The following is a 24,384-nucleotide window of genomic DNA, read 5'->3' as shown; positions in this document are numbered from 1 at the left end:
CTGCGTTGCTGATGGGGTGAGGTGGCGGGAAACTGTCGGAGGCGTGGCCTACAAATGAGAGTGGGTGCGAGCGAGGAGGGAGGGCCAAATGAGCGTCGTTGACTTCTCCGGCGGGCCTTCCGAGCCGTCTTTCGAACGGACTCCGCCCCACAACATCGAGGCCGAGCAGTCGGTCCTCGGCGGCATGATCCTTTCCAAGGACGCCATCGCCGACGTCGTCGAGGTGCTCCGCGCCGACGACTTCTACCGTCCGGCCCACCAGATCATCTACGAGATCATCACCGACCTCTACGGCCGGGGCGAGCCCGCCGACGCCGTCACGGTCTTCAGCGACCTGCAGCGACGCGGCGAGGTCGGCCGCGTGGGCGGCGGCGCCTATCTCCACACGCTGACCGCAGTCGTCCCCACCGCCGCGAACGCGGGCTACTACGCGAAGATCGTGCGCGAGCAGGCGGTGCTGCGCCGCCTGATCGAGGCCGGCACCCGCATCGTCTCCTACGGCTACGGTGGCCAGAACGAAGAGGTCGACGACCTGGTCGACCGCGCCCAGGCCGAGATCTACAAGGTCACCGAGCGCCGCACGTCCGAAGACTATTTGCCGCTCTCGGAGATCATGCCCGCCGCCCTCGACGAGATCGAGGCGATCGGCAGCCGCGGCGGCCACATGGTCGGCGTCCCCACCGGTTTCCAAGACCTCGACGCCCTCACGAACGGCCTCCACCCGGGCCAGATGATCGTCGTGGCCGCGCGTCCGGCCATCGGCAAGTCCACGTTGGGGCTGGATTTCGCGCGTTCCGCGGCGATCAAGCACAACATGACCACTGTGGTCTTCTCGCTGGAAATGTCCAGAAACGAGATCACCATGCGTCTGCTGTCCGCCGAGGCCAGGGTCGGCCTCCACAACATGCGGGCCGGCACCATGACCGACGACGACTGGACCCGCATGGCCCGGCGCATGGGCGAGGTCGCGCAGGCGCCGCTGTTCATCGACGACTCCCCCAACATGTCGATGATGGAGATCCGGGCCAAGTGCCGCCGGTTGAAGCAGCGCAACGACCTCAAGTTCGTGATCGTCGACTACCTCCAGCTGATGAGCTCCCCGAAGAAGACCGAGAGCCGCCAGCAGGAAGTGTCGGAGCTGTCCCGTGCGCTGAAGCTGCTGGCCAAGGAGCTCGAAGTCCCGGTCATCGCGATCTCCCAGCTCAACCGAGGTCCCGAACAGCGAACAGACAAACGCCCCCAAGTGAGCGATCTACGTGAATCCGGGTCAATTGAGCAGGATGCGGACATGGTCATCCTGCTGCACCGCGAAGACGCCTACGAGCGTGAGTCCCCCCGCGCGGGCGAGGCCGACCTGATCGTGGCCAAGCACCGAAACGGCCCCACCGCGACGGTCACCGTCGCCTTCCAGGGCCACTACAGCCGGTTCGTCGACATGGCGGCCCACTAACAGATTCGTGGACGAATCCACCGCGTCTCTGAGTTCTGGCCCGCCGCCGGTCGCAGCTCATCCGCCGGGGTTCCGCCGCCCAGACGGGATGAATGTCGGCCTTCCCGGCATGGGCTGGGCGAGTTGGGCGGGTGTACGAGGGCGGCCCGCCCCGGGCGATCTTTGTCGTAGGTGATCGCTAGGCTTCGGGCTTTCTGTCGGAACGTCCGGAAAGTCCCCCGAATGCGCTTGGCGAAGTACTTCTGGTGGGCAGCCGTCCTACTGTCGCTGTGGGAGTTGCTGGTTCTGCCGGTCTTCGCCGAGCAGACCAGCATCACGGTCGTCTGCATGTCCGCCCTGCCGCTGGAATTCCAGCCTCCCGGCTTCGCCGCCGCGGCGGCCGGGACACTCGTGAGCTGGTTCACCCTGGCCCAGCCGTTGCTGCTGGCCCTGATCGGGTTCTGGGCGCTCAGGTCGCCGGGAAAGTCGGGTGTGGCGGCACTGGGACTCGCGGTCGCGGTTCTCCCGGTCGGGCTGAGCCTGGCGGCCGAGTGGCTGGCCCCGGAAGAGCCGTTCATGTGGCAGGAATGCCTGAACGACCAGCTCCCCCAGCCGTCGTTCGACGTTCCGGCGATGATCCTGGCCTGGCTGTGCTCCCCTGCGGTCATGGTCATTCTGGCCGGGCTCGCGAGCGCGGGCCTGCGGTCGAGGGCGGCCGACCTGGGGAGGGCCGGGGCCGCGGTGGTCGTCGTCGTGGTGGTCGCGCTGCTGCCGGGTCTGCTGGCCGCTCCGCCGGAGTACGCCGACGGCACGCCCCGCTACGCCGTGGCCGGTGGGGGCCGGCCGTTCGTCTTCGATCTGGAGACGGGAAAGCCGGTGAGCAGGCTGCCCGCCGCGAGCCCCACCTACGGCGGCTACGCGAGGATCGTCCGCGATGTCGAGCCGCATCGGTTCGTCGCCGCCCTGGTGAGCCCGTCGGGCAACTACTTCCGCCTTTACCGGCTGACCATGGCCCCTGACGGTGTGTTCACGGTCGACGAGCGGCTGACTCCCTCGATCAAGGGCAGCCCCAGCGGGCTGGCGGTCTCGCCGGAGGGCCGCATCGCGTACGCGTACGGGACCGACACCAAGAATTTCGTCGGCACCCTGGAGCGGGTATGGCCCGGCAGCGGTTCGGGCGTCCAGTGGCTGGACGAGCGGAGGCTCGCGCTGCCCAGTGAGAGCGCCCCGGTGAACGCGCTGGCCATGCTCGACGTCGCCACGGGGGTGATCGCCCACGTTCCGGCGCCCTTCGAGCACGAGTTCACCCGTCCGCTGCTGGTGCTCCCCGACGGGCGGCAGGTCCGGGTGCTCGGCTGGCCGGCCCGGACGGTCGTGCTGCACGACGGGCTGCGGCTGGTCCGCAAGCTGCTCACGCTCGACTGCGGGCACATCGAGTCGCTGGTGGCCGCGCCTACCGGGCGTCACGTGCTGGTCGGGGTCGACCGGGAGGCTGAGGAGATGGACAGGACACCGATCGCCGGATTGCCGCCGTGTGGCGGGGATTCCAGCCGGTTGGTGCGCATCGACGTCGACTCGGGCGCCGTCACGGTCGTGCCGGGGGAGCGCGAGCCCTACGTCGAGGTCTGGTGAGGAACCACCCGATAGTGGGTGACCAGGTGTTCGCCGTCGTAGATGTGCAGGGCGAAGCCCGGCGGCTGCTCCATCGCGACCGGTATGCGGTCGTCGGACTCATAGGGGGTGAGGCCGGTGCTCACCACGCCGGGACCGACCAGCAGGGGCAGTCCGGCGAACGTGGTGGCGGCCGCCGTGTGGGCGTGGCCGGAGAAGACCGCCACCACGTTGGAGTGCCGGCCGAGCACGTCGGCCAGGTCGCCGGGGTTGCGCAGGCCGATGCCGTCGACGTAGGGGCTGTGCAGTGATGACGCCTGGTGGTGCATCCCGACGAACGCCTTGCCGGGGGTGTCGGCGAGGGTCTGGTCGAGCCAGGCGAGGGTGGATTCGTCCAGCCGGCCCTCGGCGCGGCCGGGGATGCTCGAATCGGCCAGCAGGAGGCTGACCGGGCCCACCCGCAGCACCTGGTTCACCGGGTCGGATCCGTCGCCGTCGAGCAGGACCTTCCGGAACGGGCCGCGGGCGTCGTGGTTGCCGGGGCAGATGATCGTCGGGTGCCGGGTCGTGAGGATCTCGCGGGCGATCTCGTATTCGTCCGGCGCTCCGTGGTCGGCGATGTCGCCCGTCACGATCACGGCGTCGACCCTCAGCCCGTCGATGTGGCGCATGACCCGTTCGGCTCGTTCGGTGGCGCGGGGGCCGCCGTCGATGTGGGTGTCGCTCACATGGGCTACGACGATCATCTGGGGCTCCTTAGACGGTTCCTGTCAGTCTTTCGACGAGAATGCGCGCTCGTGCCATCTGTACCTTGCGGGCCTCGCTCGCGGCGAATCCCATGAGGAGAGAAGGTGCGGACAGGTTGAGGACGTCGTCCACGCGGGTCCTGGTTCCTTCGGCGCTGAGGTCGAATCGGTACGCCATGCGCACCCCGCCAGGGCTCTTGACGTCTCCCCACACGGCGCTGTCGTCGTTGAAGAGCTCGACCGCGATGGGGTTGTCCCACTTGATGACCTTGAAGAACTGGAACCGCTCGATGGAGACGTAGCGGATGACTCCGGGGGTGGAGGTGTCCACATCCTTGACGGCGACGACGATCGGCGAGAGGCCGATGTAGTTCTCCGGGGTCGTCAGGTGGTCCAAGACGACCTTGGGTTCGACGTCGATGTGGAACGTGTTCTTCAACACCTGGTCCGGCACGCTGGGCCTCCGGGGTAGAACGTGATCTTATCTCGCGAATTCTGCCACTTCCCGGCGAGTGTGATCGTCGGCCGGGAAGAACGATTCGATCGCCAACTCGGCCACGGTCACGTCAAGGGGCGTGCCGAACGTCGCCATGATGCTGAAGAAGCGCAGTTCGCCCTCTTTGTGGCGCAGCCGCAGCGGGATGAAGATGTCGCCCGGCCCGGGGAACTCCACCTCGGGCTCGGGCTGATCGCAGGGGTAGGCGCGCAGTTCCTCGTACAGAGAGGAGAGCTCGGGGTCGCCGGTGAAGGAGATCTGGCGGCGCAGCCGGGTGAGCAGGTGGGCGCGCCATTCGCCGTGGTTGACGATGCGCGGCGCCAGGCCCTCGGGGTGGAGGGAGGCGCGCAGCACGTTGGCGGTCAGGTCGGGGTCGATGCCCTCGGCGAGCAGGGTGAGGCCGGCGTTGGCGTCGACGAGGTTCCAGCGCTGGTCGACCACGACCGCGGGGAAGGGATCGTGGCCGGTGAGGACCTGCCGGATGGCCGCCTGAATGGCGGCCATCCGAGGGGCGGCGAGCGGGGTCTCGCCGTAGACCGGGGCGAAACCGGCTGACAGCAGCAGCCGGTTGCGCTCCCGGAGCGGCAGGTCGAGACAGTCGGCGATGCGCAGGACCATCTCGCGGCTGGGGCGGGCCCGGCCGGTCTCCAGGAAGCTGATGTGCCGGGTGGAGATGTCGGCGGCGGTGGACAGGTCGAGCTGGCTGAGCCGGCGGTTCTCCCGCCATTCGCGGAGCAGGGGGCCGACTGCGGTCATCGTCACACCTCCGAACGTAGACACTGAGTGGTCATTCGGGCGATTACCTGCCGGGTAAATCACGACCAGCGGAAGAACCGGACGGCCACGACCGCGGCGACGACGCCCCACGCGGCCATCACGCCGATATGCAGCCACTGGGCGCCGCCCGTCGCCAGCACCTCGACGATGGCGGCGCCGAACGCCCCCGACGGGGTGAAGTCGGCGACGTTGCGCAGCACCTCGGGCATCAGCTCACGGGGCACCCACATGCCGGCGAAGAACAGGCTGGGGAAGAACACGGCCAGGCCGAGGCCCTGGACGACCCGCGAGTTGCGGCTCAGCGCCGCCAGCAGCAGCCCGACGGCGAACGACGACACCATGCCGATCAGGAGCACGCCGGCGAAGGCGAGCGGCGCCTGGGGGAGCGGGACGTCGTACACGAGCTTGCCGGTGACGAGCATGAGCGCGGTGGCGAGCAGTGTCGTGGCGACGTTGAGCACGAGCTGCACCCCGAGCACGGTGATGGGGCTGACCGGTGTGGTCGACATCCGGCGCAGTATGCCGCGCTCCCGGTATGTGACCAGCACGGTCGGGAGCAGCGAGAACGCGCAGGTCAGGACCGACAGAATGATCATCATCGCGGGCAGGTGCGTGTCGATGGGGCGTAGCCCGCCCAGGGCGGGGTCGGCCTTCATGAAGTCGGGGATCGTGCCGCCGAGGATCAGGAACAGGCCGATCGGCAGGCCGATCGCGAAGAAGATCGCCGCCGGTTCGCGCAGGTAGAGCTTGGTCTCGACGGAGGTGAGCCGGCGGACCTGGGGGACGGTGATGGCCATGATGGCAGAGCTCCTTGAACGTGTTCGGAAGGGTGTTATTCGCCGGTCAGGGCGAGGAAGGCGTCGTCCATCGTGCTGGTCTCGGTCTTGAGGTTGGAGACGGCCGTGTCGGGGAGGGCCGTGACGATGGCGCGCAGGACGTTCTGGTCGCCGGTCACGACCACTTGACCGGCCTCGACGGTCACCGAGTGCACCTCGGGCAGGTTCTTGAGACCGTCCACGGGGACGGTGGTCCGGAAGGTGACGCGCTGCAGGCCGCCGGTCCGGGAGATCAGGCCTTCAGGGGTGTCGACGGTCAGGACGGTGCCGTTCGAGATGACCGCGACCCGGTCGCAGAGCCGCTCGACCTCTTCCATGAAGTGGGTGACCAGCAGCACCGTCACCCCGCGGTCGCGGATCCGGGTGATCAGGTCCCAGGTCTCGCGCCGGGCCTGGGGGTCGAGGCCGGTGGTCAGCTCGTCCAGGATCGCGATCTTCGGGTTGCCCACCAGGGCCAGCGCGATCGACAGCCGCTGCCGCTGACCGCCCGACAGCTTGGCGAAGGCCGCCTTCGGGTCGAGGCCCACCTCGTCGAGCAGCTCCTGCACCGGGACGGGATTGGCGTAGAAGGAGGCGTACAGGTCGAGCGCCTCGCCGACGCGCAGCTTGTCGGGCATCATGCTCTCCTGGAGCTGCACCCCGACCTGCTGCTTGAGGTCGGCGTCGACGTGGATGGTCCCGCCGTCGGGCGACCGCAGTCCCGCCACGCACTCGACCGTGGTCGTCTTGCCGGCGCCGTTGCGCCCGACGATGCCGTAGATCTCGCCCGCTTCCACGGAGAACGAGACGTCCTTGACGGCGATCTTGTCGCCGTACTGCTTGCGCAGGTTCTGAACCGTGATGATTGCCATGCCGAGAACGTTAGAAATCCGCGAGCTCGGAGGTAATGAGTCTGGTAACCCGTCCGGGGTGGAGGAAACCCCACCCCCTCAGGGCGCCTTCACCCACTCCCCACAGGCGCGCGTCGCGGTCAGACTGAGACGCATGAAGCAGGTCAGATCGCTCGGCTATGGGCTCGCGCTGTTCGCGCTGATCCTGGTCCAGATCCCGGTCGCGGTCGTGGCGATCGTCGGAGTGCTCATGTCCACGGTGCTGGGCATGGTGTTCCTGTTCGAACCGTCCATGCGGTTGATCCGCTTCCTGGCCGGCATCGACCGCAAACTCATGCACCGCTGGGTGGGGGTCGAGATCCCCGTCCCCTACCGGCCCAGACCGCCCGCGCCGGTGCGCGGCCGCGACGGATACTTCCACCACAAGGGCAAGCGCTACCGCACCGCCCTGTCCCCCAAGATCGACATCATGCTGGTCTGGGCGATCAGCGATCCGGCGACCTGGCGCGAGCTGATCTGGGTGATCATCGATCCCTGGACCAGGACCGTTCTGGCCCTCGGCCCGTCGTATGTGATCGGGTGGGGGATCTGGAGAACGGTGACGGAGGGCCAGTACTGGGGCCTGGCCCTCGCCGTCGCGGCCTTCTTCGCCGCCCCGGTCGCTCTCAAGATCTATGCTCTGTACGCCCTGGGCCTCCTCGGCCCCACGGCCAACGCCCACCTGGTCGGTCAGGTCAATCGGCTCAACCAGGTCAGGGCCGACCAGGTCGACCTCCAGGCCGCCGAGCTCCGCAGGATCGAACGCGACCTCCACGACGGCGCGCAGGCCCGCATGGTGGCCGTCGGCATGACGATCGGGGCCGCCGAGCAACTCCTCGACGACGATCCGGCCGCGGCCAAGGCACTGCTCGTGAAGGCCAGGGAGTCGTCGGCGACCGCCCTCCATGAGCTGCGGCAGCTCGTCAGGGGGATCCACCCGCCCGTATTGGCGGAACGCGGACTCGCCGACGCCATCAGGGCGCTCGCGCTCGACAGCCCATTGAAGGTCAAGGTCCACACCGATCTGAGGGAACGGCCGGAGTCACCGGTGGAGTCGGCGGTCTACTTCGCCGTGAGCGAGCTGCTGGCCAACGCCTCGCGGTACGCGTCCAGGGTGACCATCGACCTGAGCAGGCGCGGCCGGGCGCTGCGGGTGACGGTGACCGACGACGGGCCCGGTGGGGCGAAGGCCGTACCGGGAGGAGGGCTGGCCGGTCTCGAACGCCGGCTGGCGGCCTTCGACGGCGTGCTGGCCCTGTCGAGCCCGCCCGGCGCCGGCACCACCGCGACGATCGAGGTGCTCGACGCGCTGGGCACGGCCGAGGAGGGCGTCCCGGTCAACGCGATGCCGTCGGGCTGGCGCGGCGTGCTCTACGGCGCCTGCTGGGCTCTGTGCTGGCTGCCGCTGATCCCGCAGGGCTTGGTGGCCACCTTCATGCTGATCTTCCAGTCGAGCGAGCGGTCGTGGTTCCTGGCGCTGTACATGCCCGACCCGTTCAAGTGGCCCACGGTCGCGTTCATGATCGCGCTGGGTGCCACGATGCTGGCCACCGGCATCCGGCTTGCCCCGGCGCCCGGCAGAAATCCGGGCGTATGCTGACCGATCATGAGGGTCGTACTCGCCGAAGACCTCCACCTGCTGCGCGAGGGGCTCGTCCACCTGCTCCGCGCCCACCAGTTCGATGTGGTCGCCGCAGTGGAATCGGGTCCTGAGCTGCTGAAGGCGCTGATCACCCACCGCCCCGACGTCGCGATCGTGGATGTACGGCTGCCGCCGACCTTCACCGACGAGGGGCTCCAGGCCGCGCTGGCGGCGCGCAAACAGGTGCCGGGCTTACCGGTGCTGGTGCTGTCGCAGCACGTCCAGCAGCTCTACGCCCGCGAACTGCTCGCCGACGGCACCGGCGGCATCGGCTATCTGCTCAAGGACCGGGTGTTCAACACCGACCAGTTCATCGACGCCGTGCGAAGGGTGGCCGGCGGCGGCACCGCGATGGACCCCGACGTAATCGCCAAGCTCATGGTCAGCAACGCCCGCAACGAGCCGATCGCCCGGCTGACCCCCCGCGAACGCGAGGTCATGGAACTGATGGCCGAGGGCCGGTCGAACGCCGCGATCGGCCAGCGGCTGTTCCTGAGCGAGAGCGCCGTGGGCAAACACACGGCCAGCATCTTCGGCAAACTCGCCCTGGCCCCGAGTGACGACGACAATCGACGGGTATTGGCGGTTTTGGCGTACCTCAACGGCCGTTAAGCGAGACGCGGACGGCCGAAGGCCGGCTGTGGCTCGCGCTATTGAATCTGCCTCAAGGACAGGCGGGTTTTGTCGGTGGTGATGGGTAGCGTGTCGTCACTGCCCGTGGTGAGGTCGGAGGTCAAAGGTGAAGGTACAGGTCAACCGCGACGTGCTGGCTGAGGCCGTGGGCTGGTGCGCCCGGGTCCTGCCGACCCGTCCGGCTCTGCCGGTGCTGACCGGCCTGCTCCTCGACGCGTCGGGCGGTCTGCGCATCTCCGCGTTCGACTACGACGTGTCGGCCCGCGCCGACGTCGACGCCGCGGTCGCCGAGCCGGGCCAGGTGCTGCTGCCGGGCCGGGTGCTCGCCGAGATCGTCCGCAGCCTGCCCGGTGAGGTCGTCGACATCACCACCAGCGGCACCGAAGCGGTGCTGACGTGCGGCAGCGCCGAGTTCGGGCTGCTCACCATGCCGGCCGACGACTTCCCGATCCTGCCGCCGATGCCGGCCAAGGTCGGTGCGATCGGCGGTGGCCTGTTCGCCTCGGCGGTCGCCCAGGTCGCGGTGGCCGCGAGCCGCGACAACACGCTCCCGATGCTGACCGCGATCCGCATCGACACCGACGGCGTCAACATGACGATGGCCGCGACCGACCGCTACCGCATCGCCGCCCGCGACTTCCTGTGGCACCCCGAGGCCGAGACCGCCAACCAGGGCGCGATGATCCCGGCGAAGGTCCTGGTCGATGTCGCCAAGTCGCTGCGGGCCGGAGAGGTGAGCGTCTGCCTCGGCGGCAACGTCGCCGGCTTCGAGAGCGCCGGCAAGTCGACCACGGTCCGCCTGCTCGACGAGCAGTTCATCGACTACCGCGCCCGGCTGACCGGAAACTGGGGCATCACCGCCACGGTCGGCGTGCAGCCGTTCCTCGAGGCGATCCGCCGGGTGGCCCTGGTCTCAGGCTCCAATTCGGCCGTACGCCTCTCGTTCTCCCAGGGCCAGGTGCTGATCCAGGCCGCGGGCGACGAGATCGGCCGGGGCGCCGAGGTCATGGCCGCCGAGCTCGACGGCGACGACATCCTCATCGCCTTCCAGCCCCACTTCCTGCTCGAAGGTCTGGCCGGGGTCGAGACCGAGCAGGCGGTTCTGCACCTCGAGTCGCCCACCCGCCCGGCATTGATCACCGATGCGGGTGACGACCCGGCGTTCCGCTACCTCGTGATGTCGCTGCGGCTGCCCTGATATCGAACTAGTCGAGTTCACCGGTCTCGGTGAGGGCGATCAGGATGTGCTCCATACACGCGTGCCCCGCGTGCTCGGCCGCCGTCGCGTCGCCCGAGGCGATCGCGCGCAGAATGCCGTCGTGGGGGATGTAGTTCTGCTCCAGCGACCCGCCGGCCGCCGCGATGCTGGTGCGCAGCGCCGCCGAGAAGTCGGTGTAGAGGTCGATCAGCACCCGGTTGTGGGTGGCCTGCACGACCGCGACGTGGAAGGCCAGGTCGGCCTCGACGAACGCGTCGACGTCCGCTGATGCCCAGGCCTGCTCGCGCCTGGTCAGCGCCGCCTGGATGTTGACGATGTCGCTGTCGCTCCGCCGGGTCGCCGCCAGCCGGGCCGCCTCGACTTCGAGGGCCCGCCTGACTTCGAGTATCTCCAGCTGCTCGGCAGCCCTGAGCCGCCGCGCCATAGCGCCGGACAGCTCACTGATCGCCCTGACATAGGTGCCGTCGCCCTGACGACAGTCGAGCAGCCCGGCGTGGGTCAGCGCCCGCACGGCTTCACGAACCGTGTTGCGCCCCACCCCGAGCTGCTCGGCCAGCACCGTCTCGGTTGGGATCTTGCCGTTCAGCTTCCACGATCCCGAAGTGATCTGCTCTTTGAGCTGATCGATCACCTGGTCCACGAGAGACGCCCGCTGCGCCGTACGCAGACTCACAACAGTCCGCCTCCTAAGGGGAAACCAGTCATCCCATGAGTCAATGACTGGTCGACCCTAATTATTCCAGAGCTTCCGGCACAAATCCGGAGCTCTGGGAGGCTTACCGGGTGAGCACCGCAGGTGCGACGATCCCCGGCATGTTCGCGTGGACGCCCACCGCTTCGAGCGCCCTACGATACGCCTTCGACTGATCTTCACGGGAACCGGCCTGGCCCCAGAGGTCGCCCAGCTCACGCCAGGTGCGGGCCGCCTCACGGTCGGGCGCGGGCCCGGTCGCGGCGAGGAGGTCCTGCGCCTTGCGCAGCTCGGTGGACGCATCTTGGGACCGTGCCAAACGGACTTCGGCCAGCACGAGATAGGCAGTCGCGGGAATTGTTCCGCGGATGCCGACCAGTTGGTCGAGAGCGCGATTGGCCAGCTCACCTGCGGCTTCGGTGTCTCCGGAGCGCAGACGCACCGACGACATCACGATCAGGCTGCGAGCGTGATCCAGGTGTTCGGCCGGGAATGCGCCGAGCACCGAGCCGGCGGACGCGGCCAGAACGTTGGCGCGGTCCAGATCGGCGTCTTCGGGGTGGGTGGTCGTGATCTTCGCCCAGGTCATCGCGATGCGGGCCATCCGGACCGCCATGCGCGACGGCCGTCCGGCCGCGATCGCGTCTTCAGCGAGCTGCACCGCGAGCGCCGAGTCCTCCCCTTCTGCGGCGGTCACGCTGGCCTGCCAGAGCGCGAGGATCTCGGTCGTTCGGTCTTCGACCTGCGGCAGCCCATTGGCCACGAGCACGCGGTCGACGAACGGAAGTCCGGTCTCGGTCTCGGCAAGCGCGGCGGCGAGCTCCACGGCGAGTTCACCCTGGGTCACCCCGAGCGACTCGACACGGGCCAGCGCATGCGCTCCCAGATCACGGGCGCGAGCAAGGTCGCCGGCCCGGTGGTAACACCGGCAGAGGGCGACGGTCAGGGGCAGTGCGGCCAGGCGCTCGGGGTGGGCGCCGGCCTCCCGCCGCAGTCGTTCATATGCTTCGACGGCCCGGCCGATGCGGCCCTGCGCCTCAAGTGCGCGGGCCCGGCCGAGACGGGCGTGAGCGGCGAGCATGGCGTTGTCTTCGCCGGCCGCCTTGACAATGTCGCTGAATCGGTCGGCCGCCATGGCCGGGTCGCCGTGGTGCAGCTCGAGTTCGGCGTGCCGGAGGCCAAGCTCGGTGTCGATCCGCTGACGCGGTTCGATTCCATGAAGGAGGAACTCTGTCGTGCAGCCGAGTCGCTCGGCGAGAAGGCGGGCGACGACGGGCGTCGGCGTTCGCTTCCCCGATTCGATGAGAGAGACGTAGCTGTCGGACAGATCGGGCCCAGCGAGCTGGGCCTGGGACATGCGCCTGCTCAGTCGCAGCGCTCGGACGCGGTCGCCTATGGTTCCCTGACTCGGCATCTGTTCTCTCAGGGCAGGGGATTGGTCAATGGTCCCGCCATGATGGCACGAAGCTGTCGAATCGGGTAACCCTCCCGTCAAGAATCCCGAGGGCGAACTATGTTCGCTCCTCGGGAATCCTTGCTGGAAAGCGGCATTTCGGACGTTAGTCGTCCGAGTCGTCCTTGTTCGGGAAGATCATCTGGCAGACCTCGAGGTAAAGGGTCTCGGGGTATGGAATGTAAGGGACCGTCCGCAAGGCCTGGTCTTGACCGGCCGATTCCATGACGAATTCCCCGTAGCCCAGGACCCTGCCCAGGAGGTCACGCTGGAAGCTCATGTCTGTGACCTTGCCGAGGGGCATCATCGCCACCTTGCGGGTGATCAGCCCGGTGGCCACCATCATGCGCTGAGAGGTCACGATGAAGTAGTCGACCGACCACTCCGCCACCTTCCAGACGAAGCGGATCAGCAGCAGCAGCCAGGCCCACCAGATGATGACGAGGGCCTGGCCACCGCTGGCGGGGCCGAGCCACTGGCTGGCGAGTCCCGCGAGGATGAGGCCGCCGAAGATCTCGGCGACCGGTCTGAGCAGCACGGCCGGATGGCGCCTGACCATGATGACCTGGTGCTCATGGGGAAGTAAGTAGCGGTTGACTGAGGACGGGGCGGAGTCCCCGTGGGTGACTAGTCTCATGACAGTCGCGCGAAGAATTGGGCCACTGAGTTAGCGCCGTTCACGACCCCTGTGACCGCGCCGGTCACGGTGTCTGCGGCGTCATGCGGCCGCGACAAGAGGTAGAAAGCCACCAGAGCAACAGCTCCCCACTTGAGAATCTTCTTGACCTGCACTGCGGTCACCACTCCCACTGAGTCATAGATTACCCAGGCACCTGGTTCGGTAAAGCGCATAAAGCCGGAACTACCGGCCTCGCTATGACTCCGTCGCGGTAGCGAGAACCTGAAGGTGCCGGCGCGCGATGCGCTCCACCAGCCCGGGATAGGCGTGACCCGTCACTTCCACGGCCCCATGATGGGCGGCCTGAATACAGCGCGTGACAGTGGTGGCCGGGTGAACCCCCGCGAACTCGTCACGGAGCGCGGCCTCGACCTGCTCGTACTGACTCATGGCTCTCCCTGGTGCGCGCCCCCACATACAGCGAGTGACGCTAAAGAGACGTCGTCACTACTGTACGTACCCGAGCAGTCACCAAGTGTAACTAATCAGGCGACGCCGTAGAGCCGGTCTCCGGCGTCACCCAGGCCCGGCATGATGTAGCCGAGCTCGTTGAGCCGTTCGTCGAGACCCGCGGTGACAACCTTGATCGGGCGGCCCGAGTCGTGGAAGACCGACTCGAGGTGGGCCAGGCCCTCGGGGGCGGCCAGGAGACAGAGTGCGGTCACGTCTTCTGCGCCGCGGGAGAAGAGGAACTCGATGGCGGCCGACAGGGTTCCGCCGGTGGCCAGCATGGGGTCGAGCACGAAGCACTGCCGCCCGGACAGATCCTCGGGCAGGCGGGTGGCGTAGGTGGAGGCCTCGAGGGTCTCCTCGTTGCGGATCATCCCGAGGAAGCCGACCTCGGCCGTCGGGAGCAGTCGCATCATCCCGTCGAGCATTCCGAGGCCCGCCCGCAGGATCGGCACTACCAAAGGTGTGGGTCGAGAAAGACGTACACCCCGAGTGGTGGTCAGGGGAGTCTCCACGGTCACCTCGGAGACGCGGACCTCCCGGGTGGCCTCGTAGGCCAGGAGGGTCACCAGTTCGTCAGCCAGCCGCCGGAAGGTCGGCGAGTCGGTCCGCACGTCACGAAGAGTCGTGAGTTTGTGCGAAACGAGCGGATGATCAACGACATGGGTCTCCATGAGAACCGAAGGTACCGCGAAGCGGAACAGACATCCGAACCCGCCCGGCGGTTTTGATCACAATTTGCGCGACAACCGGACGGGGGTGTCGCGCGTCTGAAACCATTACGGCCGTGATGATCGCGTCCGTGGAGACCAGATGACCGACGAAGACGTACTCGACTTCGCCATCGTGGTCTACCGCGAAGACGACCAGTGGGAAGCGGAAATGCTCCCGGTGGCGCTCACTTCTGACCTCAGGGGTCTGCTTCAGGCCCTGCGCCAGCAGCCCAGCAGTGCCGGAACGATTGGCCTGGTGGCTGTGGGGGATGACTTCTTCGTGGCATTACGGGTCTTCGGCGAGCGGGTGAGTGTCTTCCTTTCTGACATCACCGCGTCGTGGGAGTGGCCGCTGGCACGGCAGGTTCTCGACTTCATCGACATCCCGGTTCCCGAGGAAGAAGAGCTCGACAGCGTGCTGCCCGCGGGCGACCTGTCGGTCTTCGCCGACCTCGGCCTCGACGAGATGGAGCTGGGGGCGCTGTCGGGCGACCGCGACCTCTACCCCGACGAAGTGCTGTTCAGCATCGCCGCCCGACTCGGATTCCGCGACCCCTTCGAACGCGCTGTCGACGCCATCATCGGCTGACAAACCTCGGGACCTCGCCATGCCCACACGTACCAATCTCTTCGCCGCCGCTTTCCTGCGCACCGACGGCCGCTGGTCCGGGGCCGAGGTCGACCTGTCCGAGGCCGAGATCGCCGACGACGTCGGCGACGCGGTCAGCGAGGCCCTCGGCCTGTCCGGTGACGAACTCGTGCTGCTCTGTGTCGAGGTCGAGGACGAATGGTTCGCCCTCGTCCGCTACGAGGGCGAACTCGACCCCCGGGTGTTCCTGTCCGACGCGCAGGCCGGGGTGACCGACCCGCTCGGCGAGCTGTTCGCCGAGCTGGCCGGCATCGCGATCGACAAGGAGACGCCCGACCTCGGGGTCCGCCCCGGCGGCGACTTCGAGCTGCTGGCCGACTTCGGGCTGCGCGCCGAGGTCCTGCTGGAGCTGAGCGTCGAGGAGGGCATGCTGCCCGCCGACGTCCTGTCCGTCGTGGCCGAGCGCCTCTCCTTCGGTGAGGAACTCGACCGGCTCAGGTGACTTCTTCTCTGTACGACCAGGTGATGGGCCTGGCCCTCATCGATGCCGCTGAGGCGTCCCAGCGGGGTGAGGTGCCCGTCGGGGCCGTTGTGGTGGCTTCCGACGGCCGTGTTCTGGCGCGTCGCGGAAACGCGCGCGAGTCCTCGGGAGATCCGACCGCTCACGCCGAGATCCTGGCCCTGCGCGCCGCGGCCTCGGTTCTGGGCGAATGGCGGCTTTCCGGGTGCACCCTCGTCGTGACGCTGGAGCCCTGCACGATGTGCGCCGGCGCCGCCGTGCTGGCCCGGGTCGACCGGATCGTCTACGGGGCCGTCGACGAGAAGGGCGGGGCCGTCGGGTCGCTGTGGGACGTGGTGCGCGACCGGCGGCTGAATCATCGGCCGGAGGTGGTCATGGGCGTACGCGAAGAGGAATGTGCTTCGCTCCTTTCGGCCTTCTTCGCCGCGAGGCGCGAACACTGACCGATCTCAGGTAAGCTGCTTCGCGGTGGTGTCTCCTAGTGGCCGATGGAGCGCGCCTCGAAAGCGCGTGTAGGGCAACCTACCGTGGGTTCAAATCCCACCACCACCGCCACATACGACGACCCGGTGTGATCATCACACCGGGTCGTTCTTGTTTTTGGTCCCTAGAGTTCCAGCACCCGCGCGTGCAGCACCGACCGCTGGTGCAGGGCCGCGCGCAGAGCCCGGTGGAGCCCGTCTTCCAGGTAGAGTTCCCCTTCCCACTGCACCACGTGTGGGAAGAGGTCACCGTAGAAGGTGGAGTCCTTGGCCAGCAGGGAGTGCAGGTCGAGGACGGCCTTCGTGGTGATGAGAGCGTCCAGTCTGACCTGGCGGGGTGGAATCTGCGCCCATTCTCGATGCCCGAGACGGTGCTCGGGATAGGGGCGTTCGTCGCCGACCAACTTAAAGATCACGCTATGTAGTTTATGAGACGAAGGTGGCCCGGGTCAGATCGACCCGGAGAACGTGTCACATCGTGCGGGATCCCCTGATTTGTAGCCGTTCGTGAACCAGGTCACCCGCTGCTCCGAGGTGCCGTGCGTGAACGCGTCGGGGTTCACCTGGCCACCGCTCTTCTGCTGGATCGAGTCGTCGCCCACCGCCGAGGCGGCGGCCAGCGCCTCCTGGATGTCGGCGTCGGTGAACGGCTTGGCGAAGAAACCGGTGTCGACCGCGTTCTTGGCCCACACACCGGAGTAGCAGTCCGCCTGGAGTTCCACCCTGACCGATCCGCTGTCGGCGCCCTCGCCGCCGCTCTTCTCCAGCGTGCCCGTCAGGTTCTGCACGTGGTGGCCGTATTCGTGCGCGATCACGTACGCCTGGGCGAACGGGGTGTTCGCGGCGCCGAGCTGGGATTCGAGCTGGTTGAAGAAGCTCAGGTCCAGATAGACGTAGCGGTCGACCGGACAGTAGAAGGGCCCGACGGCCGATTCGGCCGCGCCGCACTCCGTCTGGACGCCCTGTTCGAAGAGGACGGTCTTGGCGGGCTGGTAGCCGTCGACCTTGGTGGCCCAGTAGTCCTGGAGGCTGTTGACCACGCCGACGACCCGGCACTGCTCATCCTGGTCGGCGTCCGCCCCTGTCTTGCACTTGTCACCGAGGTCACTGGACGGCTGGACAGCGGGGTTCTCCGTGCCTCCTCCACCGGTGACGCCACCGATGTCGAAGCCGAAGACGAGAGCGACGATCAGCGCGATGATCCCGGCCGCGCCGCCGCCGACCGCAAGCCCGCCACCGGGGATGCCACCCCGGCCACGGCTCTCGACCTGAGAGGAGTCGAGCTTTGCTTGGTCGTCGAAATCCATGACGGCGTGACTGCCCTGGAGAGGGGCGATCATGCGGGGGCTTCTCGTGGCTTCTCGTTGCTCGGTGGGGCGGGCGCGGCCGGTTGGCGCCGGGAACGGGGAGTGCCGGGGGCGGCGGGCGGTGCCGGGGTGGGCGGAGCCGTAACGGAAGAAGATCTTGGTTGTGGAAATGAAGAAGGGCCGGTCGACTTTGCGACCGGCCCCTTCAGGTGGCGGAGGATAGGGGATTTGAACCCCTGATCGGTTTCCCGAAACACGATTTCCAATCGTGCGCCCTAGGCCAACTAGGCGAATCCTCCGTCGAGAAGCTTACATGACTTGGCAGATGCGTCGTCCTTCCATTTGGCGGCCCATTTCGCGGCCTGGGCACAGGTGGTCGGGGTGGCGGCTAGACTGTCCTCGGACCCCTCGCGCGGCGTCATCCTGTGAACCTCCCCAGGGCCGGAAGGCAGCAAGGATAAGCGGGCTCTGGCGGGTGTGCGGGGGGTTCTTTTGCTTCCGGTTCTGCTCTCCCCGAGGAGACCGTTCATGAGTCTCGCGCTCTACCGCAAATACCGTCCCGGGACGTTTGCAGAGGTCAAAGGGCAGGAGCACGTCACCGACCCGCTCCGCCAGGCTCTCAGAAGCGGGCGCATCAACCACGCCTACCTCTTCAGCGGTCCTCGGGGATGCGGCAAGACGTCGAGCGCGCGGATCCTCGCCCGGAGCCTCAACTGTGAGCAGGGGCCGACGCCCGATCCGTGTGGCGTATGTGAGTCCTGTGTCGCCCTGGCCCCCACGGGGCCCGGCCACCTCGACGTGATCGAGATCGACGCCGCCTCTCACGGTGGTGTCGACGACGCGCGCGACCTGCGCGAACGGGCCTTCTTCGCGCCCGTGTCGGCGCGGTTCAAGATTTACATCATCGACGAGGCGCACATGGTGACCCGCGAGGGTTTCAACGCGCTGCTCAAACTCGTCGAGGAGCCACCGCCGCACCTGAAGTTCGTCTTCGCGACGACCGAGCCCGAGAAGGTCATCGGGACGATCAAGTCCCGCACCCACCACTATCCGTTCCGGCTGATGCCTCCGGCGACTTTGAAAGCGCTCATGGAGGAGATCCTCGCGTCGGAGGCGGTGCCTTACGAGCCTGCGGCCCTACCTCTTGTCGTCCGGGCCGGGGCCGGCTCGGCCCGAGACTCCCTGTCCATCCTCGACCAGCTCCTGGCGGGCGCCGACGAGAGCGGGATCACCTACCAGCGCGCGGTTTCCCTCCTCGGTTACACCGACGGCGACCTTCTCGACGAGATCGTCGGCGCTTTCGCGCGGCGTGACGGCGGGCTGGTCTTCCAGGCGGTGAACCGGGTGATCGAGGGCGGCCACGACCCGCGCCGCTTCGCGACCGACCTGTTGGAGCGGTTCCGCGATCTGGTGATCCTGGCGAACGTGCCTGAGGCAGCGGCCAACGGGCTTCTTGACCGGCCTGCCGACGAGCTGGAGCGCCTGCAGGGGCAGGCGGCCGCGATGGGGCCGGCGGAGCTGACCCGGGCGGGGGAGATCTTCAACGCGGGCCTGACGGAGATGCGCGGGGCGGCGTCGCCTCGGCTGCTTCTTGAGCTGATGTGCGCCCGGATCCTGCTTCCGGCGGCTGAGGCGGGCGAAGCTGCCACGCTCGCTCGGTTGGAGCGGTTGGAACGCGACGGGGTTGCTCACGCTGGTGGCCAGTACGCGGGGGCGCAGCAGGTGTCCCGGCCGGTGGGGGCTCCGGCCTACCCGGCGCGGTCTCAGCAGGGGGGATCGGCGGCTCCGCAGCCTGGGAGTTATGCGGGTGGGGAGCACTCCGGGGCGTCGGCCGGAGGAGCTGCGCAGCCTGGCGCGTACCAGGAGCACGTCTCGCAGTCGGGCGCTCAGCATGGTCAGGCCCAGCAGCCCGGTGCTTATCAGGGTCAGAACTTGCAGCCTGGTGCTCAGCCGGGCCAAGCTCCGCAGGCTGATGGTTACCAGGGTCAAGTCCCTCAGGCTGGCGCTCCCCTTGGGCAAGTTTCGCAGTCTGGCGTTCAGCCGGGCCTGGCCTCCCAGCCCGGCGCACAGCGGGGGCAAGCGCCGCAGGCTGACGCGCAGCAGGGTTCGGCTCGGCAGTCTGGTGCTCCGCAAGATCGGGCGGCGCAGTCCGGCGCTGAGAAGGCTGTTGGTCAATCGGGTGCGGCTTCGTCGGGTGTGAGCTCGTCGGCCGGCGATGACTGGCCCGAAACCGTGAAGCCCGGCTCGGGTGGGGTTCCTTCCGGCCAGGCTGCCGTTCCCCCGGCGGATGACTGGCCCACTGCCGTCAAGCCTGGTTCTGGCGGTCGGCCCGCAGCCGATGTCCCGCCTGCGGCGCAGGCGGGCTCCTCCCCTGCTCAGGCCAGTCCTGCTCCCCCTCCGCCGAGTGCCTCGCAGGCACCCGCCGGGGCGGGGATGGTGGCTCAGGTGTGGCCGCAGGTACTGGAGGCTGTCAAGAACCGTCAGCGGGTCGCCTGGATGATCATCAACGCTCAGGGTCGTCTCCTCGGCGCTGAGGGGAACGTGGTGACGGTCGGCTTCGAGAAGCCGGGTGACGTCCAGGGTTTCCTGAAGGGCAAGCGTGACGAGGTCGTCGCCGCGGCCCTGGGGGATGTGCTCGGTGGCCACTGGCGGGTCGACGTCGTCACGGGTGGCACGGGAGGCGGGCAGGCTGCCCGTCCGTCCCAGCCGTCGCCGCCACCGGCGCCAGCGCCGCCTCCGGTTCAGCCGACCCCGCCTGTTCAGACCGTCCAGCATGCGCAGGCTGCTCCGCAGGTCCAGCCCGTTCAGCAGCCTTCGTCTTCATCGACCGCCCAGGCCGTCGCCTCACCGCGCAAGCAGGCGGCGAAGACCTCCATCGACGAGTCATGGCCTGACGCGCCCACCGATGAGTTCGAACGCCCTGCCCCGCAATCGGCCTACGAGGCACCGCCGCAGCCCAGGGCGGCGCAGCCGGCGCCCCGCCCAGCGGCTGCCGCGGCCGCTCGCCAGGCTTGGCCGGACGCGGTGCCGGCGCGCGCGAAGAAGGCCGACGAGGACGACGTCGACCCGGACAACGACGCCGATGTCGACTCCGACGGCCTCTCGGGCCTGGCCCTGCTCCAGAAGGAACTGGGCGGCCAAGTGATCCAGGAGATCGACCACTCCTAACCGTGCCGGTCGACCTGACCGTCGTGGCACGAGCCGACGCCGCGTTCTCTGGCTGACACAGCAGGCCGCTCTGGCTACGAAGTGGCGTGGAATCGACCCGGTACCGAGCCGGTCTTCCGCGAGTGCTGTGAAGACGCCCGTCTGTCGTTTCCGGGGATCTCGCGCGACGTGGTGCATCCCAGCTCAGGCAAGGCCCGGGCAGGCGATGAAAGCTGGGACGCCCCATTTTGGGCACTCGCCCGTTGTCGCGGGTGGCTGCGAACTCCCTTCGCGGGCCCTTGCATGCGAACTTCCTACGCGGGCTCTTGCACGCGAACTCCTACACGGGTCCTTGCACGGGTCGCAAGCAGTCGGCGGTGGATTTGGACGCCGGGCAGGTGATCACGAGCACGTGGGGCCCTCACACACGTGGGTCCCTATATAGGTCGCCGCGCGCCGATCCCGGCAGAGATCTCTCTTCGCTGGTCGGCGGTGTCCCCGGTTTGAAGCGTCGCTCAGGCGGGAGACGACGCGGGTCTGATGCCCCGGACCACATCCATCAGGTCATCGCCGGTCAGCGGGTTCTCGGTGATTCGGACCGTCAGGGCCACCCCGGGTGAGTCGAGCCAGAACGCCTCGGTCTTCGTCGCCAGCCCTGGGGTGCCGTCCTTCGAGAACTCCTGAAGGTCCCACGTCTCGCGCTCGTCGTATTCCGTCAGGAACTCTCGCAGCGACGGCAGGTCGGTCAGGCCGTCGCCGCGGAGGACCGCCACGCGGAGGTCGGCCTGGTGGCCCTCAGGGATCTCGCGTTCCCAGACCCGGGTGGTGAAGGCCACGTCTTCCCATTCGGATTCGAAGTCGCTGACGGACTCGCCGGCCGTCGCGGGGATGTGGGTGACGGCGAAGCCGTCGAGGGTGCCGCCGTCGCGGCTCGCGGAGCCGGCCGTGGGGGCGGACATGACCAGGAGGGAGGCCATGAGGAGCGTGCCGATCATTGGTGACTCTCCTAGAAGGAGTGGGTGAGGCGGACCGACGCAGCCGCGTGGCGGTGGTCCTCCGCAGGGACGATCGACATGATGCGCTCCAGGATGGCCACGTCGTCGCGGCCTCCGCTCGTCTGTGCATAACTCCAGAGGTGGGTGGCGTTGCCCTTGCCCAGGATTTCGGATCGCACTCGGGCTTCCAGTTCGTTCCGTTCGCGGCGGATCTCGGGGGACTCCGAGCGAGGGAGCAGGGGGCCCTGGTAGCGGTTGACGACGGTGTCGAGGTCTCCGTCGGTCAACGCGCGGCGGACCGCCAGGAGGTCGGCGGCTACCTCGCCGACCAGGCGGTATGGCTTCGCGGCCACGGCTCCGGGTAGTTGCGCGCGGAGGCGGTGGATCTCGGCGCGGATGGTCACGGGGTTGCCGGCATCGCCGTACAGGAGGAAGGAGAGCTGTTCGGCCGTCAGGCCGCGGGGGTGGGCGGCCAGCAGGGTCAGGATCTCGGCGTGGCGCAGGGAGAGGGTGACGCGGCTGCCGCCGTATTCGGCGAAGGGGACGTCGCCGAGGACGGTCAGGGACAGCCGGGGGACGGCTCCCCGGCGGGGATTGACCAGGTAGGAGTCGCCGAGGAACTCCACATCGCCGACGCGGCCGTCGGGGAGGACGACGCGGTCGCCCTCGGACGGGAGTGAAACACGTTCCCCCCGGAACCGGTCTCCGGCGATGACCCGGCCGGTGCAGGAGAGCAGCAGGCCCGATCGGGTGGCGTGGCGGGTGCGGATGCGTTCGTCGTTCTCCTTCATGCGCAGGGCCAGGTGGCTTTCTGCCAGTTGGGCGGCGGCGCCGACCAGGGCGACCGTGGCGGGGGGCAGTGAACGGGTGGTGCCGCTGATGTCGACGCAGCCCAGGACCGTGCCGGTGTCGGGGTCGACGATGGGGGCGCCGACGCACGACCAGCCGTGGAGGACCTCGATGACGTGTTCGTCGGCGTAGACGCTCATGGGGGCGCCGGCCGCGAGGGCGGTGCCGATGCCGTTGGTGCCGACGGCCGACTCCGACCAGGCGAAACCGTCGGCCAGGCCGATGCGGTCGCCGTGGCGGAGGACCTCGCGGTGGCCGTCGCGCCAGAGGATGTTCCCGTCGGCGTCGGTGACCACCATGATGTGGGCCGCCTCGTCGGCGATCTGCAACAGCGTGTGACGGAGCAGGGGCAGGAGCTCACGCAGGGGATGGGCGGCTCGGGCGTCGGAGATGTCGCTTCTGTCGTACACCAGAGGTGCTGTTGCGACCCCTGGGTCGACGCCGGCGGCGAGCGAGCGGCGCCATGACGCAGAGATGATCGTGTGGCGTGATCTCACAGGCCCCAACCCTCCCGGATTTGTGATCCACAATCTCCAGGAGTAACCGATTGATCGCAACCTGTATGCAACGTTCAGGTGGCTACGTTTGGGTCTGCCACTCCGGGCCGCGGCCGATCCGGAGTGGGAAAGGCCGGGTCCCGGACGCTTGGAGGGGGGCCGGGACCCGGCCAGGGCCGTACCTGTGAACACGCTCCGTGCTCCGGTGTCAGATGAGCGGCAAACACCGTAGGCTCGTCGGGACGAACTACGTCACCGGTCGCTGAGGAGCGCACGATTGTGAACCCAGAAGTCAACCTGCAGCAGTTGCTTGAGCAAGCTCAGCTCATGCAGCAGCAGCTCGTCTCGGCGCAGCAGGAGCTCAACGACGCCGAGGTTCAGGGAAGCGCGGGCGGGGGCCTGGTTGTGGCGACCGTCAACGGCAGTGGCGAGCTGCTCGAACTGAAGATCAACCCGAAGGTCGTCGACTCCGGTGACGCCGCCGAGACGGTCGAGACGATCGCCGACCTTGTCATCGCGGCCGTGCGTGACGCCGTCCGCGCCGCCGGCGAGCTCCAGCAGGAGAAGCTCGGCCCGCTGTCGCAAGGCCTCGGCCAGCTTCCCGGTTTCTAGATCATGTACGAAGGCGTCGTCCAAAACCTGATCGACGAGCTGGGCCTGCTGCCCGGCGTCGGTCCCAAGAGCGCGCAGCGCATCGCCTTCCACCTGCTGTCGGCCGATCCCGCCGATGTGAAGCGGCTGGCCCACGCCCTTCTCGAGGTGAAGGAGAAGGTGCGGTTCTGCCGGGTCTGCGGCAACGTGGCCGCCGAGGAAGAGTGCCGGATCTGCCGTGACCAGCGTCGCGACCCCCACGTCATCTGCGTGGTCGAAGAGTCGAAAGACGTCGTTGCGATCGAGAAGACGCGCGAGTTCCGGGGGCGCTACCACGTGCTGGGGGGCGCGATCAGTCCCATCGACGGGGTCGGTCCCGACGACCTGCGGGTCCGCGAGTTGATGACCCGCCTCGCCGACGGCGAGGTGACCGAGCTCATCCTCGCCACCGATCCGAACCTCGAAGGCGAGGCCACGGCCACTTATTTGGCCCGGCTCGTCAAACCGATGGGTTTAAGAGTGACACGGCTGGCCAGCGGCCTGCCCGTCGGCGGCGATCTGGAGTACGCCGACGAGGTCACGTTGGGCCGCGCTTTCGAAGGACGGAGACTGCTGGATGTATGACGAAGAGTGGAAGGACCTGGCCGACCGGGTCGGCGGGCACGCCCAGAACTACATCGACGGCCTGACCAGGCTGGCGGGCGGCGAGGGCGGCGACGCGATCCTGCCGCTGCTGCTGGTGGAGGTCGCCCAGGTCAGCCTGGCCGGTTCCCAGCTCGCCGCGGTGCACGACGTGATCCTCCAAGGCAACGTCGAGCCCGCCCTCAGCGAAGATCCCGACATTGACCCGCTGCGGGTGGCGCTGGCGGCCCGGCTGGGCCTGACCGACGACTACGCCGAGGTGTTCGACCCCTACAAGGACACCGCGATCACCCCCTACCGGCTCTCCGACGACCTGACGGCGGTGGCGGCCGACCTGATCCACGGACTGCGGCACTACCGGGCCGGGCGCCCGCTCGAGGCGATCTGGTGGTGGCAGTACTCCTACTTCAACACGTGGGGGAACCACGCGGGAGCGGCCCTGCGGGCGCTGCAGGCGCTGGTGGCGCACACGCGGCTCGATGTGGCCGCAGAAGAGGTCACCGCGGTCTGAGGTTGTCCAC

The 24,384-nt window shown here is 68.2% G+C and carries 26 protein-coding genes, 2 tRNA genes and 1 other RNA gene; 14 read left to right on the top strand and 15 right to left on the bottom strand.

Going from position 1 to position 24,384, the window contains the following annotated elements; genetic code table 11:
- Window positions 1-88: 88 nt before the first annotated feature.
- Window positions 89-1,450, top strand: coding sequence for a replicative DNA helicase (gene dnaB, locus AW272_RS38390; RefSeq protein ID WP_066375652.1), 1,362 nt, complete (start codon window positions 89-91; stop codon window positions 1,448-1,450).
- A gap of 222 nt (window positions 1,451-1,672) precedes the next feature.
- The gene (locus AW272_RS38385; RefSeq protein ID WP_066375649.1) at window positions 1,673-3,061 is read left to right on the top strand and encodes a YncE family protein; all 1,389 of its coding nucleotides are present in this window, start codon (window positions 1,673-1,675) and stop codon (window positions 3,059-3,061) included.
- Here the strand turns inward: AW272_RS38385 and AW272_RS38380 are convergent.
- From AW272_RS38380 to AW272_RS38360, 5 genes are read right to left on the bottom strand one after another with little or no spacing between them, the layout of a single operon-like run.
- The gene (locus AW272_RS38380; RefSeq protein ID WP_066375647.1) at window positions 3,043-3,786 is read right to left on the bottom strand and encodes a metallophosphoesterase; all 744 of its coding nucleotides are present in this window, start codon (window positions 3,784-3,786) and stop codon (window positions 3,043-3,045) included. The genes AW272_RS38385 and AW272_RS38380 overlap by 19 nt on opposite strands.
- 10 nt (window positions 3,787-3,796) lie before the next feature.
- Window positions 3,797-4,240, bottom strand: a complete 444-nt coding sequence (locus tag AW272_RS38375; RefSeq protein ID WP_066375646.1) for an SRPBCC family protein — start codon at window positions 4,238-4,240, stop codon at window positions 3,797-3,799.
- A gap of 27 nt (window positions 4,241-4,267) precedes the next feature.
- Window positions 4,268-5,038, bottom strand: a complete 771-nt coding sequence (locus tag AW272_RS38370; protein WP_066375645.1) for a helix-turn-helix domain-containing protein — start codon at window positions 5,036-5,038, stop codon at window positions 4,268-4,270.
- A 59-nt stretch (window positions 5,039-5,097) separates the two neighbouring features.
- Window positions 5,098-5,856 carry an ABC transporter permease gene (locus AW272_RS38365; RefSeq protein WP_066375643.1) on the bottom strand — a complete coding sequence of 253 codons (759 nt, stop codon included), beginning with the start codon at window positions 5,854-5,856 and terminating at the stop codon, window positions 5,098-5,100.
- A gap of 35 nt (window positions 5,857-5,891) precedes the next feature.
- Window positions 5,892-6,746: an ABC transporter ATP-binding protein gene (locus tag AW272_RS38360; RefSeq protein WP_066375642.1), complete on the bottom strand. Its 855-nt coding sequence runs from the start codon at window positions 6,744-6,746 to the stop codon at window positions 5,892-5,894.
- A 133-nt stretch (window positions 6,747-6,879) separates the two neighbouring features.
- On the opposite strand from AW272_RS38360, the gene AW272_RS38355 reads away from it, so the two are divergent.
- The 3 genes from AW272_RS38355 (at window position 6,880) to dnaN (ending at window position 10,237) form a co-directional block, all read left to right on the top strand.
- Window positions 6,880-8,364, top strand: coding sequence for a sensor histidine kinase (locus tag AW272_RS38355; RefSeq protein WP_066375640.1), 1,485 nt, complete (start codon window positions 6,880-6,882; stop codon window positions 8,362-8,364).
- Window positions 8,365-8,370: 6 nt separating this feature from the next.
- Window positions 8,371-9,018: a response regulator transcription factor gene (locus tag AW272_RS38350; RefSeq protein ID WP_066375637.1), complete on the top strand. Its 648-nt coding sequence runs from the start codon at window positions 8,371-8,373 to the stop codon at window positions 9,016-9,018.
- Between the two features lie 127 nt (window positions 9,019-9,145).
- Window positions 9,146-10,237 (top strand): DNA polymerase III subunit beta, encoded by a 1,092-nt coding sequence (dnaN, locus tag AW272_RS38345; RefSeq protein WP_066375634.1) that lies wholly within the window; start codon window positions 9,146-9,148, stop codon window positions 10,235-10,237.
- Between the two features lie 7 nt (window positions 10,238-10,244).
- Here the strand turns inward: dnaN and AW272_RS38340 are convergent, their stop codons facing one another.
- From AW272_RS38340 to upp, 5 genes are all read right to left on the bottom strand, one after another.
- The gene (locus AW272_RS38340; protein ID WP_066375632.1) at window positions 10,245-10,931 is read right to left on the bottom strand and encodes a FadR/GntR family transcriptional regulator; all 687 of its coding nucleotides are present in this window, start codon (window positions 10,929-10,931) and stop codon (window positions 10,245-10,247) included.
- A gap of 103 nt (window positions 10,932-11,034) precedes the next feature.
- Window positions 11,035-12,363, bottom strand: a complete 1,329-nt coding sequence (locus AW272_RS38335; protein ID WP_066375630.1) for a helix-turn-helix domain-containing protein — start codon at window positions 12,361-12,363, stop codon at window positions 11,035-11,037.
- Between the two features lie 145 nt (window positions 12,364-12,508).
- Window positions 12,509-13,039 (bottom strand): PH domain-containing protein, encoded by a 531-nt coding sequence (locus AW272_RS38330; RefSeq protein ID WP_066375627.1) that lies wholly within the window; start codon window positions 13,037-13,039, stop codon window positions 12,509-12,511.
- Between the two features lie 237 nt (window positions 13,040-13,276).
- Window positions 13,277-13,498 (bottom strand): three-helix bundle dimerization domain-containing protein, encoded by a 222-nt coding sequence (locus tag AW272_RS38325; RefSeq protein WP_066375626.1) that lies wholly within the window; start codon window positions 13,496-13,498, stop codon window positions 13,277-13,279.
- Window positions 13,499-13,566: 68 nt separating this feature from the next.
- Entirely contained in the window at window positions 13,567-14,205 is a 639-nt protein-coding gene (gene upp / locus AW272_RS38320) for a uracil phosphoribosyltransferase (RefSeq protein ID WP_066375625.1), read from the bottom strand.
- 139 nt (window positions 14,206-14,344) lie between these two features.
- On the opposite strand from upp, the gene AW272_RS38315 reads away from it, so the two are divergent.
- The 4 genes from AW272_RS38315 (at window position 14,345) to AW272_RS38300 (ending at window position 15,908) form a co-directional block, all read left to right on the top strand.
- Window positions 14,345-14,833: a tRNA adenosine deaminase-associated protein gene (locus AW272_RS38315; RefSeq protein ID WP_061290611.1), complete on the top strand. Its 489-nt coding sequence runs from the start codon at window positions 14,345-14,347 to the stop codon at window positions 14,831-14,833.
- Window positions 14,834-14,852: 19 nt separating this feature from the next.
- Window positions 14,853-15,335, top strand: a complete 483-nt coding sequence (locus AW272_RS38310) for a tRNA adenosine deaminase-associated protein (RefSeq protein ID WP_066375624.1) — start codon at window positions 14,853-14,855, stop codon at window positions 15,333-15,335.
- A gap of 23 nt (window positions 15,336-15,358) precedes the next feature.
- Window positions 15,359-15,796, top strand: a complete 438-nt coding sequence (gene tadA / locus AW272_RS38305) for a tRNA adenosine(34) deaminase TadA (protein WP_066375764.1) — start codon at window positions 15,359-15,361, stop codon at window positions 15,794-15,796.
- A 24-nt stretch (window positions 15,797-15,820) separates the two neighbouring features.
- Window positions 15,821-15,908: transfer RNA gene (locus AW272_RS38300), tRNA-Ser, on the top strand.
- Window positions 15,909-15,960: 52 nt separating this feature from the next.
- Here the strand turns inward: AW272_RS38300 and AW272_RS38295 are convergent.
- From AW272_RS38295 to AW272_RS38285, 3 genes are all read right to left on the bottom strand, one after another.
- The gene (locus AW272_RS38295; RefSeq protein ID WP_061290615.1) at window positions 15,961-16,251 is read right to left on the bottom strand and encodes a type II toxin-antitoxin system VapB family antitoxin; all 291 of its coding nucleotides are present in this window, start codon (window positions 16,249-16,251) and stop codon (window positions 15,961-15,963) included.
- A 33-nt stretch (window positions 16,252-16,284) separates the two neighbouring features.
- Window positions 16,285-17,175: a KPN_02809 family neutral zinc metallopeptidase gene (ypfJ, locus tag AW272_RS38290; RefSeq protein WP_245657935.1), complete on the bottom strand. Its 891-nt coding sequence runs from the start codon at window positions 17,173-17,175 to the stop codon at window positions 16,285-16,287.
- 177 nt (window positions 17,176-17,352) lie between these two features.
- Window positions 17,353-17,441 (bottom strand) — tRNA-Ser (locus tag AW272_RS38285).
- A gap of 100 nt (window positions 17,442-17,541) precedes the next feature.
- Here AW272_RS38285 and ffs point away from each other — a divergent pair.
- An RNA gene (ffs, locus tag AW272_RS38280) (signal recognition particle sRNA small type) lies at window positions 17,542-17,637 on the top strand.
- Window positions 17,638-17,670: 33 nt separating this feature from the next.
- Window positions 17,671-20,310, top strand: a complete 2,640-nt coding sequence (locus tag AW272_RS38275; RefSeq protein ID WP_066375759.1) for a DNA polymerase III subunit gamma and tau — start codon at window positions 17,671-17,673, stop codon at window positions 20,308-20,310.
- A 494-nt stretch (window positions 20,311-20,804) separates the two neighbouring features.
- Here the strand turns inward: AW272_RS38275 and AW272_RS38270 are convergent, their stop codons facing one another.
- The gene (locus AW272_RS38270) at window positions 20,805-21,284 is read right to left on the bottom strand and encodes a hypothetical protein (protein ID WP_218011208.1); all 480 of its coding nucleotides are present in this window, start codon (window positions 21,282-21,284) and stop codon (window positions 20,805-20,807) included.
- A gap of 11 nt (window positions 21,285-21,295) precedes the next feature.
- On the bottom strand, window positions 21,296-22,630 hold the full coding sequence (locus AW272_RS38265) for a helix-turn-helix domain-containing protein (RefSeq protein WP_500780124.1): 1,335 nt from the start codon (window positions 22,628-22,630) through the stop codon (window positions 21,296-21,298).
- 279 nt (window positions 22,631-22,909) lie between these two features.
- Here AW272_RS38265 and AW272_RS38260 point away from each other — a divergent pair, with 279 nt between their 5' ends.
- The 3 genes from AW272_RS38260 to AW272_RS38250 are packed head-to-tail and all read left to right on the top strand — an operon-like array spanning window position 22,910 to window position 24,374.
- Complete coding sequence (locus tag AW272_RS38260; protein WP_174549839.1) at window positions 22,910-23,242, top strand: YbaB/EbfC family nucleoid-associated protein; 333 nt, start codon at window positions 22,910-22,912, stop codon at window positions 23,240-23,242.
- A gap of 3 nt (window positions 23,243-23,245) precedes the next feature.
- Entirely contained in the window at window positions 23,246-23,845 is a 600-nt protein-coding gene (gene recR, locus AW272_RS38255) for a recombination mediator RecR (protein ID WP_066375618.1), read from the top strand.
- The gene (locus tag AW272_RS38250; protein ID WP_066375616.1) at window positions 23,838-24,374 is read left to right on the top strand and encodes a DUF5063 domain-containing protein; all 537 of its coding nucleotides are present in this window, start codon (window positions 23,838-23,840) and stop codon (window positions 24,372-24,374) included. Before recR ends, AW272_RS38250 begins: the two co-directional genes overlap by 8 nt.
- The last annotated feature ends 10 nt before the right edge of the window (window positions 24,375-24,384 follow it).

It is taken from the genome of Herbidospora mongoliensis (assembly GCF_001570545.1).
In the GTDB taxonomy this organism is placed as follows: Bacteria; Actinomycetota; Actinomycetes; order Streptosporangiales; family Streptosporangiaceae; genus Herbidospora; species Herbidospora mongoliensis.
Note: the sequence above shows the minus strand (reverse complement) of the source record. Positions and strands in the feature narration are given on the sequence as shown.